The 14104-nt window shown below is 56.8% G+C and carries 12 protein-coding genes; 10 read left to right on the top strand and 2 right to left on the bottom strand.

All coding sequences use genetic code 11. From position 1 onward, the window contains the following. The first annotated feature begins 23 nt into the window (after positions 1-23). Positions 24-1853: a long-chain fatty acid--CoA ligase gene (locus Q5H33_RS01500; RefSeq protein WP_302422645.1), complete on the top strand. Its 1830-nt coding sequence runs from the start codon at positions 24-26 to the stop codon at positions 1851-1853. 90 nt (positions 1854-1943) lie between these two features. Here Q5H33_RS01500 and Q5H33_RS01505 read toward each other — a convergent pair whose 3' ends face one another. Together Q5H33_RS01505 and Q5H33_RS01510 are read right to left on the bottom strand one after the other, a co-directional pair. Then, positions 1944-3452 (bottom strand): substrate-binding domain-containing protein, encoded by a 1509-nt coding sequence (locus tag Q5H33_RS01505; protein WP_011743164.1) that lies wholly within the window; start codon positions 3450-3452, stop codon positions 1944-1946. Between the two features lie 121 nt (positions 3453-3573). Then, positions 3574-4794, bottom strand: a complete 1221-nt coding sequence (locus Q5H33_RS01510; RefSeq protein ID WP_085382484.1) for an NADP-dependent isocitrate dehydrogenase — start codon at positions 4792-4794, stop codon at positions 3574-3576. Between the two features lie 135 nt (positions 4795-4929). Here Q5H33_RS01510 and Q5H33_RS01515 point away from each other — a divergent pair, with 135 nt between their 5' ends. The 9 genes from Q5H33_RS01515 to Q5H33_RS01555 all read left to right on the top strand — a co-directional run bounded on the left by Q5H33_RS01515 (position 4930) and on the right by Q5H33_RS01555 (position 14103). After that, on the top strand, positions 4930-6048 hold the full coding sequence (locus Q5H33_RS01515) for a GuaB3 family IMP dehydrogenase-related protein (RefSeq protein WP_003809334.1): 1119 nt from the start codon (positions 4930-4932) through the stop codon (positions 6046-6048). Between the two features lie 148 nt (positions 6049-6196). Then, complete coding sequence (locus Q5H33_RS01520; protein WP_003809333.1) at positions 6197-6847, top strand: hypothetical protein; 651 nt, start codon at positions 6197-6199, stop codon at positions 6845-6847. Between the two features lie 116 nt (positions 6848-6963). Beyond that, the gene (locus Q5H33_RS01525) at positions 6964-9003 is read left to right on the top strand and encodes a long-chain fatty acid--CoA ligase (protein WP_033499457.1); all 2040 of its coding nucleotides are present in this window, start codon (positions 6964-6966) and stop codon (positions 9001-9003) included. A gap of 2 nt (positions 9004-9005) precedes the next feature. Continuing rightward, positions 9006-9491 (top strand): peptide deformylase, encoded by a 486-nt coding sequence (locus tag Q5H33_RS01530; protein ID WP_003809330.1) that lies wholly within the window; start codon positions 9006-9008, stop codon positions 9489-9491. A gap of 261 nt (positions 9492-9752) precedes the next feature. Continuing rightward, entirely contained in the window at positions 9753-10571 is an 819-nt protein-coding gene (rpsB, locus tag Q5H33_RS01535) for a 30S ribosomal protein S2 (protein ID WP_003809326.1), read from the top strand. A gap of 75 nt (positions 10572-10646) precedes the next feature. Then, positions 10647-11522, top strand: a complete 876-nt coding sequence (gene tsf, locus Q5H33_RS01540; protein WP_003809325.1) for a translation elongation factor Ts — start codon at positions 10647-10649, stop codon at positions 11520-11522. Positions 11523-11703: 181 nt separating this feature from the next. Further along, the gene (gene pyrH, locus Q5H33_RS01545) at positions 11704-12453 is read left to right on the top strand and encodes a UMP kinase (protein WP_080863220.1); all 750 of its coding nucleotides are present in this window, start codon (positions 11704-11706) and stop codon (positions 12451-12453) included. Between the two features lie 52 nt (positions 12454-12505). Continuing rightward, the gene (gene frr, locus Q5H33_RS01550; protein WP_003809323.1) at positions 12506-13060 is read left to right on the top strand and encodes a ribosome recycling factor; all 555 of its coding nucleotides are present in this window, start codon (positions 12506-12508) and stop codon (positions 13058-13060) included. A gap of 56 nt (positions 13061-13116) precedes the next feature. Continuing rightward, a complete protein-coding gene (locus tag Q5H33_RS01555) occupies positions 13117-14103 on the top strand; it encodes a phosphatidate cytidylyltransferase (protein WP_033499459.1) in 987 nt (328 codons plus the stop codon). The last annotated feature ends 1 nt before the right edge of the window (position 14104 follow it).

Genomic DNA, 14104 nt, shown 5'->3' on the forward strand with positions numbered 1-14104 from the left:
AGATTTCGAGGAGCGAGAAGCTTATGATCAAGGAATACACGCGCCCTTTGGAACAGGGAATTGACTCGGACAAAAACATCTTCTCAGTACTTGAGGAGCGTGTGGAACGCACTCCTGACGACAATCTTGTCGAATACAAGAACGCTCAGGGCGAATGGGCGGCGTTCACCGCTGCGGAGTTCAAAAACAAGGTCGTCGCCCTCGCCAAAGGACTTATCGCTCGTGGCGTAATGCCTGGAGATTCGGTATCCATTATCGCGCATACCTGCTGGCAGTGGACCGCGCTTGATGTGGCCATCATGTCCATCGGCGCCCTTACCGTTCCGGTCTATGAAACGAATTCGCCGGCGCAGGTGAAGATGATTTTCAATGATGCCAATGTCAAGATGGCGTTCGCTGAGGATGATTTCCAGCGCGACAAAATCGAATCCGTCCGTGATCAGTGCCCGGATCTTGGCGACGTGTACGTCATCGGACTTGGTGCAATTGACACGATCATCGAATACGGCCGCGCGGTCTCCGACGCCGAATTCCTTGAACGTGAACAAACGGTCAAAGGCTCCGATCTAGCCACCATCGTATATACGTCGGGATCCACTGGCACCCCGAAGGGCGTTGAACTGACGCATGCCAATTTCGTGTTCATCACCTATTCCGGCGTCAACTCCATGCCGGACATCGCCATGAAACCGAATCGTCGACTGCTGCTGTTCCTGCCGCTCGCCCATGTATTCGCCCGATACATGCAGTTCTTCTGCTTTGCCGGAAACGTTTCACTCGGTCTGTCCAGCAATCTGAAGACCATTCTCGCCGATTTCAAGGCGTTCAAACCGACGTTCATCCTCGCCGTGCCGCGGATTTTCGAAAAGATCTACAATGCGGCCTCGCAGAAGGCCGGAGCCGGTTTCAAGGGACGTGTTTTCGCTGACGCCACCCAGACGGCATGCGATTGGTCGCATGCTCAGCAGTCCGGTGGGAGCATTCCACTCGCGCTGAACGCAAAACATGCCCTGTACAACAAGCTGGTGTATTCGTCAATCATGGAAGTGTTCGGCGGCCACGTCGAGTATGCGGTCTCCGGCGGAGCGCCGCTTGATTCCTCTATCGCGCATTTCTTCAACGGTGTCGGTCTGCCGCTATTGGAAGGCTACGGCATGACCGAAACGTGCGCCCCCTCGAGCGTCAATCCGACCGAAGGCTACAAGATCGGCACCATCGGCTTGCCTCTGCAAGGCGTGACCATGGGGGTCGACGAAGAAGGGGAGCTGTGCATAAAGAGCCCTGCCGTATGCGCCGGATACCACAACAATCCTGACGTTACCAAGCAGCAAATTGTCGATGGATGGCTGCATACCGGTGATCTCGGCTCCATTGATGATGACGGCTTCGTTTCCATCGTCGGGCGTAAGAAGGATCTCATCATCACCGCAGGCGGCAAGAACGTCTCCCCATGCGAGATGGAAGCATCCATCATGACTTCGCCGGTGGTGAGCCAATGCGTCATGATCGGCGATCGCAAGCCATTCATCGCCGCAATCATCTCCCTTGATTTGGCGGAGACGAACCTATGGCTGGAATCCAAGGGAGCGGAACAGGTCGCTGATTTGGATGAAGCCTCGAAGAATCTCATTGTGCGTGCGGAAGTGGAGCGTGCCGTCAACAAAGCCAATGAGCTCGCCTCACGTGCCGAATCAATCCGCAAGTTCGAAATCGTTCCCGACGAGTTCACTGAGGAGAACGGTTTGGTCACGCCGAGCATGAAGGCCCGCAGGCAGGCAGTGGTTGAACATTACCGGACGTTGATCGACAAGGTCATCTACGTGCCGAGGAAGCCGGCGGCTCACGCCGAATGATGTTCGAAATATGGTGGGGGCCGGTGACATCCGAGTGATGCCATCGGCCCCCACCATATCCGGAAGAATCCCGGAAGAATCCCGGAAGAATCATAGGCCCGCATCCGCCAGCGAAATGTAGCCGGGTTCAATCAGCGTTTTCTTGAGATTGTCGGCGCTGATCGCCAATGTCTCCTCATGGATGGTCGTAATTTTCTTCCCCTCGACCGTTGCGGAACGGATGAAACCGAGTTTGGAAAGTTTGCCCGAAGTGTTCAGTCGCACGCATGTCTGCGCGATGTCATCGGCCAACGCCTTGCGGTTCTCCATGGCGGTCATCCATTGCTTGCCGTTGACGATGTTCGGCATGGAACTGATATAGGCCCCATAGCCGGTGATGATCGGCCATTTTGCGTTTTCCTTGTTATCGGAATCGCTGTCGTCATCCGATGACGACGTCTTCGCAGGGTCAGGCACTGCCTGCCGTTTCAGGTCTTTTTTGCCCGTGATGCTGTCCACGATGCCGGAGATTGAGATGGAAGGGTTGATATCGGCTGAGGAACCTGTGTAGCCGAGTTTGTCCAACTCGTCGGCGATGTTCTTCGCCACATAGTCGTTGCAGGAGATGACGCCATCAAGGTGGACAGGGTGCGAATCGTCCTTGTCCGCGTCGAGACGTTCGGCAAGCACCGATTTGATTTGTTCGGCTTTTGACGAATCGAATGCCACGGACCGCCAGTCATCCTTGGTGGTCGAAGCGGTGAGCGTCTCGGAAGGAGATGCCGCTTTGCCGTCCTTGAAATACGGTTCGAGCACTTTCCAGATGCCTTTGAACATGTTCTGGGCGAAGGACGTGTCCGTTTTGGCATCATGTCCGTCGGCCGCGTCGTAGGGGAGTAGTACCTCGATTTGCTTGGGGGCATCGGACGATGCCTTGTCGAGCTCGAGCTTGTTGACGAGCTCTTTGGCTTGCAGTTCTCCAATCTGCTCGGCCGTGGTCATCGGCACGTACACGTCCGGCGCATACCCTTGAAGCGTATTGGAGATCAGAACGACCTTCATTCCTTCATTCTGCGCAAGCTGCAACGCCGAAACCAGCCGTTGCGCTGATTGCGCATAATCCTGTTCGTCCTCATCCGACGCGTCGGAGTTCCACGTGATATCATGCCGTGCATAGTCGCCGTATTGCCTGTCGGATTCCGGCATCTCGGCGACAGGCGCCACCACCAAGGTGGTTTTGGCTTTCGTGGACGAATGCTCGGTCCCGTTGATGTGATTCACCACATAGTCTTGGACGCTTTGACTTTGTTTGTCGAGGTTCGAAGCGGTTTTCACGGTGATGTCGCCGCTTTTGACACCGGTCCGTTTCAACGAGGACACGATTTCGGGAACGAGTTTTTCCCATTTGCTCAATGGCGTCTGTTGAGAGATGGTGATGCTGTCTGTCGGAGCGAAAATCGCCACATTGCCGGCATCGGCTGTTGCGCTGGATTGTGATGACGGCTGTTGCTGCGATTGCGAATCACCGTTGGGCGAGCAGGCCCCCATGGCTGTTGCCATGCAGACCGATGCCAGCAGAGCGAGCAGACGTTTCGCCGGGATTGTGCGATGCAGAATCATGCCATGTCCTTTGCGGAAGAATAGACGTTCCTTATACTGACCATCGATTGTAATATCCGGACGTCAAAAAGCCCGTACGCGTGTGTGATTGCGCATACGGGCTTTCGACAGCTCAGATAGATTACTCTGCCAGAGACTTTGCCAGATTCTCGTCGAGGGCGTTCATGAAACCCTCGGTATCGAGCCAAGGCTGGTCCGGTCCGATGAGCATGGCCAGATCCTTGGTCATCTGTCCGCCTTCGACGGTGGAGATGATGACTTTCTCCAAAGTTTCGGCGAAATGCTTGACTTCCGGAGTGTTGTCAAGGTCGGCGCGATGCTTCAGACCGCCGGTCCATGCGAAGATGGAGGCGATCGGATTGGTCGAGGTCTTTTCACCCTTCTGCCAACGGCGATAATGGCGGGTCACGGTGCCGTGCGCGGCTTCGGCTTCGACGGTCTGCCCGTCGGGAGTCATCAGCACGGAGGTCATTAGGCCAAGGGAGCCGAATCCCTGTGCGACGGAATCCGACTGCACGTCGCCATCGTAGTTCTTGCAAGCCCAGATATAGCCGCCATGCCACTTGAGGGAGCTTGCCACCATGTCATCAATGAGTCGGTGCTCGTAGGTCAGGCCAGCCGCCTCGTACTTGTCCTTGTATTCGTTTTCGAACACCTCGGCGAACGTATCCTTGAACTGGCCGTCGTACGCCTTGAGAATCGTGTTCTTGGTGGACAGGTACACCGGATAGCCGCGCATCAGACCATAGTTGAAGCAGGCGCGTGCGAAACCTCGGATGGAATCGTTCACGTTGTATTGCACCTGGGCAACTCCGCCGTCAGGGCCATAATTGTAAACGACGTGCTCAATCGGCTCGGAGCCGTCTTCCGGAGTGAAGGTTACGGTGAGGGTGCCGGCTCCCGGAACCTTGAAATCAGTGGCTTTGTACTGGTCTCCGAAGGCGTGACGTGCCACGACGATCGGCTTGGTCCATCCCGGGACCAGGCGAGGCACATTGCTCATGACGATCGGCTCGCGGAAGATGGTGCCGCCGAGAATGTTGCGGATGGTACCATTGGGGGACTTCCACATCTTCTTGAGGCCGAACTCCTTGACGCGTGCCTCGTCCGGGGTGATGGTGGCGCATTTGACGCCGACATGTTCGCGCTGGATGGCCTTCGCCGCGTCGACGGTCACCTGATCGTCGGTGGCGTCGCGGTTTTCGATGCCCAGATCGTAATAATCCAAATCCACGTCGAGGTACGGCAGGATCAGACGGTTCTTGATGTCTTTCCAGATGACACGGGTCATCTCGTCGCCGTCGAGTTCGACGACTTTGCCTTCGACCTTGATTTTGGCCATGGTTTGTCCTCCCTGTCGGAATTGAAGGTGATGGGTTCCGTCTTATTACATGTGTGTTAATTCCGTATGGAAATGTCCAAAACCGTGGGGACACGCGCGAAGGCACTGTCATAGCTGAGCATTAGCCTTGAAACCATGTCTCAGGAAATTGAAATCGGTTTGGGCAAGAAGGGCCGTCTGGCCTATTCGCTGGACGATGTCTCCATCGTTCCCTCCCGTCGTACCCGTGATCCTCAGGATGTGTCCACCTCTTGGCAGGTCGACGCCTATGAATTCGACGTGCCGGTCATCGGCGCCCCGATGGATTCCGTGACCAGCCCGGCCACGGCCATCGCCATGGGCAAGATGGGCGCGCTTGGCGTGCTTGACCTAGAAGGATTGTGGACCCGCTATGACGATCCCCAGCCGCTGCTGGACGAAATCGCGCAGCTGCCTGCGGACAAGGCCACCGAACGCATCCAGCAGATTTACGCTGAGCCGATCAAGCCGGAACTCATCGTCGAACGTCTGCATGAGATTCGTGATGCCGGCGTCACCGTAGCCGGCGCGCTGTCTCCGCAGCGTACGCAGGATTATTATTCCACCGTGCTTGAGGCCGGTGTCGATCTGTTTGTCATTCGTGGCACCGTGGTGTCGGCGGAGCATGTCTCCAAGGACCATGAGCCCCTGAACCTTAAGAAATTCATCTATGACCTAGATGTCCCCGTCATTGTTGGCGGCGCGGCCAACTACACGGCTGCGTTGCATTTGATGCGCACGGGAGCCGCTGGCGTGCTTGTCGGCTTCGGTGGCGGTGCGGTATCCGCCAACCGCAACACGATTGGAGTGCACGCGCCGATGGCCACAGCCATCGCCGATGTCGCCGAGGCCCGCCGCGATTACATGGACGAATCGGGCGGACGCTATGTGCAGGTGATTGCCGACGGCGGTATGGGTGATTCCGGCAGCTTCGTCAAGGCATTCGCGCTGGGCGCCGATGCGGTGATGCTGGGCTCGCCTCTGGCACGCGCCTCCGAGGCTCCTGGCAAAGGCATGCATTGGGGCGCCGAGGCCCGCCACCAGACGTTGCCGCGCGGATTCCGCACTAACGTGGGCACCGTAGGTTCCTTGCAGGAGGTCATGTTCGGCCCGAGCCATAACGCCGACGGAACCACCAATTTTGTTGGGGCGCTTCGCAGAGCCATGGCCACGACCGGTTATGTCGATTTGAAGAGCTTCCAACGTTGTCCGGTTACGGTCGCTTCGAGCCACTGATCAGATAGCTTCGTCCTGTGGATAAAAAAAGTTATCCACAATCCCTCCGTCGACTTGACGGGGGGATTGTCTTTATGTATTAATGTTTTTGGTCCTTCTCAGTGAAGAGAGTTGGATGACATTAAACAGGTAAAGAAATGAGGGATCCATGGCAATGGACGACTTATCCGACGATGGCGTTTCACCTCCGGAATGGCAGTCCGGCTCTGAGCGGGAGCCGGAAGACGACAAGGAGATAGAAGGCAATGAGCCTGACGAAATCCCACCGTCAGACCCTGATTCGTATGTCGGTCTTAAAGAAGCGGAAAACAATGGCCAATGGCTGCAGTGCATAGGAAAATCCGTCGAGAAGCTTCCTTCATATGATGGGTTTTTGGAAACACAATTATCCGGCATGCGGGTGCCCTTCCATGTTATCCGGTCCGATTCCACACCGTGGGACGCGAAGCAAGCCTATTCCTTGGCGTTATTGGGCGCGCGCATGTCGTGCGATGCCATCGACATCTTCCGTGGTCGGCAAAAGCCGGCGCATGTAGAGCGTATTCTAACGGAGGACTGTATGCGTAGGCTTAAAATCGCAGCTTCCATAATAGGCCATTATATGAAGGAAGACGCAAATCTATATGCCAAGATTGGTCTGCTTCCCATCAACGTGTCCGCCATTAATGGCTGGTTGACTTCGACCACGAAATTCGAATGTGCGGCTTTGCTCAACATCGGCGAAACGCGGTTGAGATGCAACACCGCATTCAGGCTCAAAGGCTCCACGTGGAAGTGCGTCTTGGCTGATTTCGGGTGATCGCATTGATGCGATGATACGGTAGGAATCTGCAAAAGCCCTTGGCGTCGATGTTCGCAGTCGATGCCAAGGGTTTTCAGCGTGCCTTAAGCATACGGGAACTACTATAGAGAACCATGTTGAGAGAATTTGTACCAGAGCCGGCCTACAGCACCACGGATGATGACACGGTATATGCGTTGCTGTCGCGTCGTGCGCAGAAGAATCCGGATGATCTTATCGCACAATGGCAGGATGATGAGACTCGGCAATGGCATGATGTGACGGCAGGCCAGATGCTCGCTCGTGTGCGCGCCGTGGCGAAGGGCCTTATCGGTCTTGGAGTCAAGGCCGGAAGCATGGTGGTCATTTACTCTCCCACCTGTTACGAGTGGGGTGTGGTCGATTTCGCATGCGCGGCCATCGGCGCGGTAAGCGTTCCGATTTATGAAACCGATTCGGCCAAGCAGGCCGCTTCCATCGTGGAAGAGGTGGAGCCGGTTATTGCCTTCGCTGGAGATTCCGTCCACACGCAGACGCTCGAACAGATTCGTGACATGCATGAAGGGCTGCGTTACGTGTTCAATTTCAAAGCGGACGGTCTTGACGCAGTCGCCGATTTCGGAGAGGGCGTCGATGACGATACCCTTGATCAGGTCATTGCCCGGATCAAGGCGGACGACATGCTCACCATCGTTTACACATCGGGCTCCACGGGACGTCCGAAGGGTGCGATGCTGTCCCATCGCAACTTCACGCATATCGTGCTCAATGGCTACATCATTCTTGACGAGATGCTGTACCAGCCCAACAGGTTGATGCTGTTCCTGCCGTTGGCGCACTGCTTCGCCCGCTATATCCAATACGTGGCGATTGGCGGACAAGGCGTGGTCGGCTATCTGCCTGGAGCCAAGCATCTGCTCGCCGATCTGCGCAGTTTCAAACCGACGTATTTGCTTGGCGTGCCACGTGTGTTCGAAAAAGTGTACAACGCTGCCTCGCAGAAGGCCGGTGCGGGTATTCGCGGCAGGGTCTTCGCCAAGGCGTTCGATCATTTCGTGCAATGGTCCAAGGACGAGCAGGACGGGGGACATCATTCGATGGTGGCCCGAGCCGAGCATTCCTTCTTCATGTCCGTCGTCGGCAAGTCCATTCGTTCCGCGCTTGGTCCGAACCTGAAATATCTGGCATGCGGCGGCGCCCCGCTGAACGTCGACCTTGCCCACTTCTTCAATGGCATGGATGGCATCACGTTCATTCAGGGGTACGGTATGACGGAAACCGCGGCTCCGATGATCGTCAACTGGCAAAATGCGAATCGCGTCGGTTCCGTTGGTAAGCCCGGGCCGGGTATGGGTGTGCGCACCGATGATGATGGCGAGCTGCAGGTCATGGGCCCCAATGTTTTTCTTGGCTACTACAAGAATCCTGAGAAGACCGCTGAAGTCAAAATGCCTGATGGTTGGCTGAGGACCGGCGATCTGGGGGCCATCGACGATGATGGATTCGTGTATATCACCGGCCGCAAGAAGGACATCATCATCACAGCCGGAGGCAAGAACGTCAGCCCCGCCCCGATGGAGGACATCATCGACACCTGTCCTATCGTGTCCCATGCTGTGGTCATTGGCGATGGCAAGCCGTTCATCAGCGCTTTGATTGAACTGGATTCTGATATGACTCGTTCTTGGCTTTCCCAGCAGGGTCTTGATGCCGATATGTCCATGAAGCAGGTAGCGGAAAACGATGCCGTGCGCGCTTTCGTGCAGCAGTATGTCGAAAAGGCCAACGCGAACGTTTCCCGTGCGGAATCCGTACGAAAATTCGAGATTCTCGATGAGGAATTCAACCAACAGGACGGCACCTTGACGGCAAGCCTGAAAGTTGTTCGTCCCAAGGTGCTGCAGCGCTACGCAGACGTCATCGAAAACGTGATTTACGCGCCAAAACCCTCCAACAGGCCGTTGCCGAAGACCGTCCAGATTCTCGACCGCACCACCGAAACCGTCAAGCAGGCGTCGGAAAGCATGCGGCAGGCTTCTGAATCCGTCAGCCCGAAGGTTCGGCAGGCATTTGATACCATGCAGGAGAGAATCAAGAAGCAGTCCGATGAACCGGATGACGAGACGGCACCGTCCGTCGAGCCTTCCGCAACCAAGAACAACGAGGAGCGTTAATTTTGGCAATCCGTGAGATTCGAGTCGTACCTGATCCAGTGCTGCGCACCCCATGCGATCCCATCAAGGAGATCACGCCCGCGGTGCGCCATCTGGTGCAGGATTTGTTGGATACCGTTGATGACCCGGGACGCGCCGGGTTGTCCGCCAACCAAATCGGTGTGAGTCTGCGTGCGTTTTCCTACAATATCGACGGCAAAATCGGCTATGTGCTTAACCCGGTGTTGGAGGAGACCAGCGGAGAGCAATATGGCGATGAAGGCTGCCTTTCCGTTCCAGGATTGTGGTACAAGACTCGTCGCGCCGATTATGCTCGCGTGCGGGGCATTGATCTGGACGGCAAGCCGGTAGTGTTGGAAGGTCATGGCATCATGGGCCGCATGCTGCAGCACGAGACTGATCATTTGGACGGTCACGTCTATCTTGATCGTCTGGAAAAGGAAGAACGCCGCGAGGCGATGCGTTACATGCGCACCCATCGCAAGTGATCGAAACAGCGAACGACGATTCAACCATGGGGCCACGTCAGAAAGACGTGGCCCCATGGTATTTTTAATATTTGTGCGCCAATTTGGTGAGAAGCGCTGCCGCGAGTGCTTCAAACCGCCCAATTATTGTCAACCGGTGCGCAACCAATTCGCGTCATGCTCGCGACGACCTGTGTCGGTCGGCTGATGCCTGCAAGGCATTGGCTGCACGCAGGAACGCATGACCAGGCAAGAACCGACAAAGAAAGAGGTAGCAATACCATGGCTCAGATCACTATGAGCGACATGCTGAAGGCAGGCCTGCACTTCGGCCACCAGACCCGTCGTTGGAACCCGAAGATGAAGCAGTTCATCCTCACCCAGCGCAACGGCATCCACATCATCAACCTGTTCAAGTCGCTCGACATGATCGACAAGGCCTACGACTTCATCAAGGCCACTGTTGCCCACAACGGCACCGTGCTGTTCGTCGGCACCAAGAAGCAGGCTCAGGAAGCTGTTTCCGCTCAGGCCACCCGCGTGAACATGCCGTATGTCTCCGAGCGTTGGCTCGGCGGCATGCTGACCAACTTCCAGACCGTGTCCAAGCGCGTCTCCCGCCTCAAGGAACTTGAGGAAATGGACTTCACCGACGTGCACGGCTCCGGTCTGACCAAGAAGGAGCTGCTGCTCCTCGAGCGTGAGAAGGACAAGCTGGCTAAGCAGCTGGGCGGTATCCGCAACATGAACCGCACCCCGTCCGCCATGTTCGTGGTCGATGTGAACAAGGAAGCTCTGGCCGTCGAGGAAGCCCACAAGCTGGGCATTCCGGTTGTCGCCATCGTCGACACCAACGCCGATCCGGAATCCGTTGAGTATCCGATCGCCGCCAACGATGACGCCATCCGCGGCATCGAACTGCTGACCAGCCTCATGGCTGACGCAGTGGCCGAAGGTCTGCTGGAGCGTTCCGGCAAGGCCGCCAAGGCCGAAGGCGAAGCCGAGCAGCCGATGGCTGCTTGGGAAAAGGAGCTCCTCACCGAGGGCGCTCCGGCAGCTGAAGCCCCGGCTGAGGCTGAAGGCGAAACCAAGGCCGAGTGAGACCATGCTCTATGATGGGAGGTGCTATGCCTCCCATCATCGGGGCATCACCAAATTTTCAGAGGAGACAAATCAATGGCAGCAATCACTGCAGCTCTGATCAAGCAGGTGCGCGAGGAAACCGGCGCCGGCATGATGGACGTCAAGAAGGCCCTGACCGAAGCCGAAGGCGATGTGGCTCGCGCCAAGGAAATCATCCGCGCCAAGGGCATCCAGGCCGCTGGCAAGCGTGAAGGCCGCAAGGCTCAGGAAGGCACCATCGCCTCCACCGTTGTCGAATCCGCCAACGGCCAGACCGGCTATGCGGTCGAGCTGAACTCCGAGACCGACTTCGTGGCCAAGACCCCGAAGTTCGTGGAATTCGCCGGTAGCGTGCTCGATGACGCCGTCAAGGCCGAAGCATCCTCCGTGGATGAGGTTCTGGCAGCAGCCTCCGGTGACACCACCGTGAAGGAAGCCGTCGAGGAAGCCGCTGCTCTGTTCGGTGAGCACGTCAAGGTAGGCCAGTTCGCCAAGGTCGAGGGCCCGCATGTCGAGGTCTACGCCCACAAGAAGTCCGCTGAGATGCCGCCGAGCATCGTGGCCATGATTGCCACCGATGAAGCCGGCGCTGCTGTGGCTCATGAGGCCGCTCTGCAGATTTCCGCGATGGGCGCCCAGTGGCTGACCCGCGAGGATGTTCCGGCTGATGTGCTGGAATCCGAGCGTCGCGTGGCCACCGAGAAGACCACGGAGGAGCTCAAGAGCAAGGGCAAGCCGGAGGCCGTGATCGAGAAGATCGCTCCGAAGATCGTGGAAGGCCGTCTCGGCGCATTCTACAAGGAGACCGTGCTGCTTGAGCAGGCGTACGTCAAGGATCCGTCCAAGACCGTCGGCGACCTGTTCAAGGAAGTCGGGGGAACCGCGCTTTCCTTCGCTCGTGTGGAGGTCGGCAAGGGCGACGCCGAGTGAATCTGATGTGAATTGAGCTCACGCTTTCGAACGTGGGCTTGGCATATCTCCAATGTCCGCAATCCAACAGGATTGCGGACATTTTTTTTGCACTAAACCCCATCGTGTTTTTGGTGTCTGTGTTTGCCGATAGTCTTGAAAACGGTAAATTTCATGGGTTTTCGGGTAAGAAAGGCATTTCATGACTGGCGAAAACACTGGCGACAATCCCCGCAGGGTACTGCTCAAGCTGTCCGGAGAGGCATTCGGCGGAGGCAAAGTCGGCATCGACACCACCGTCGTTCGTCGTATTGCGGAGGAAATCGTTCCCGCGGTCAAGCAAGGTGTGCAGGTCGCCATCGTTGTTGGTGGCGGCAACTTCTTCCGTGGCGCCGAACTGCAGCAGGCCGGCATCGATCGTTCCCGCGGCGACTATATGGGCATGCTGGGAACGGTGATGAACTGCCTCGCTCTGCAGGATTTCCTCGAGCAGGAGGGACAGGCCACGCGCGTGCAAACCGCCATCACCATGGGACAGGTCGCCGAGCCGTACATTCCGCTTAAGGCCATTCGTCATCTGGAAAAGGGACGCGTGGTGATTTTCGGCGCCGGAGCAGGCATGCCGTATTTCTCCACTGACACCGTGTCCATCCAGCGTTCTCTGGAAATCCACTGCGATGAGGTGCTGATGGGCAAGAACGGCGTGGACGGCGTATACACTGCCGATCCGCGCAAAGACGAGAACGCCAAGCGCTTCGCCACGCTGAGCTATAACCGTGCATTGGTCGACAATCTTGCGGTCATGGATGCTGCGGCGCTTTCCATGGCGCGGGACAACAAGCAGCGCATCCGCGTCTTCGGACTCGAGGGCGCCGGCAATGTGACCCAGGCTTTGCTGGGCGAGGAGATCGGCACCATGGTTTCCACCGCGGAATCCGCCCTCGCCGAGTGACGACATTCAAAGCCGAATATCGATTAAACCAACAATATTAAAGGAGCAAACAATGGCAACTATCGTCGATCAGGCCAAGGCGCAGATGGCCAAGTCCGTGGAATCCACCAAGGAGAACTTCTCCGGTATTCGCACCGGTCGTGCGAATCCGGCGCTGCTTAACGGCATCACCGTTGACTATTACGGCGCACCGACCCCGCTGAAGGCCGTTGCCACCATCGGTGTTCCGGAGCCGCGCACCTTGGCGGTCACTCCTTTCGATGCGTCCCAGGCCAACGCCGTGGAGAAGGCGCTTCGTGATTCCGATCTCGGAGCCAGCCCCCGTCGCGACGGCAACGTCATTCGCCTGACCATGCCGGAGCTGACCGAAGAGCGTCGCAAGGAATACGTCAAGATTGCCAAGGGCAAGGCTGAAGACGGCAAGGTCGCGGTGCGCAACATTCGTCGCAAGGCCAAGGAATCCCTTGACAAGGCCATCAAAGACGGCGACATGGGCGAGGACGAAGGCGATCGTCTGCTCAAGGAACTCGACAAGGTCACCAAGCAGACCACCGACGAGCTTGACGCTCTGCTGGAAACCAAGCAGAAGGAGATCATGGAGGTCTGATTCCTTCGAATCTCCATAATCATCAATCGACGCACGGTACCACAGGAGAGACCACGATGGAAAAACAGGAGCAACGCGAAAAAGAAGCCGAAGAGGCCATTAACGCCATCAACAAGAAAACCGGACGCAACATGCCGCAGGCCATCGCCACGGCGGTCGTCCTGATCGCCATCATCTTGGCATGCCTGTTGATCAGCGTTGATTTGTTCGTCTATCTTGTCGTGCTGTTCATGGTGCTCGCATTGTGGGAGCTGCGCGTCGATTTCGCCACCGCGGGATTGCATATTCCCGTGGTGGCGCTGTGGGCATGTTCCGCGGTGACTTTGCTGGCCACCTACTACAGCAAGCATCATATTGTGGCTATGACGGTCTGTGTACTGGCCTCCTTGCTGCTTGTAGCGATCGCCGCAAGTGCCAAGGTGACGTTCGGCAGTCGGCTTTCCCTGGCCGTGGCGGACAAACTGTCGCACACCGATGCAGGTGCTCGTCTCGAATCGTCGTTCAATCATGAACAGGGTGAAGTGCGCCACAGCCGACTGAGCCATGTGGCAGTCTCCATGTTCACCGTTCTGTACATTCCGCTGCTTGCCTCCTGCCTGATCATGCCGTTGACGTTCAACGGTCATCCGGTGGCACATGCCATCATGCTTGTCTTCATGCCCGCGCTGAGTGACACCGGTGGTCTGTTTGCAGGTGCATGGCTTGGCAAACATAAACTCAGTCCCCGTATCTCACCGAAGAAATCATGGGAGGGCCTGGCAGGATCCATCTTGTTCGCCATGGCCGGTTCTTTTGTGGTGATGTTTTGCACTTACGAGCCATCCGTTTGGACGGTTCGATGGTGGGTGCCTATTGTCGCTGGTTTCATGATCGGTATAGCCGGAACCTTCGGCGACCTATGCGCTTCCATGCTGAAGCGTGACATTGGTATTAAGGATATGGGCCATCTGCTTAAAGGTCATGGCGGAGTGATGGATCGTGTCGACTCCATCCTCCTGTGCGCTCCTTTCGTGTGCGTGCTCCTGTGGGCCACCGGAATGTGAG

It is taken from the genome of uncultured Bifidobacterium sp. (genome assembly GCF_959020145.1).
GTDB lineage: Bacteria > Actinomycetota > Actinomycetes > Actinomycetales > Bifidobacteriaceae > Bifidobacterium.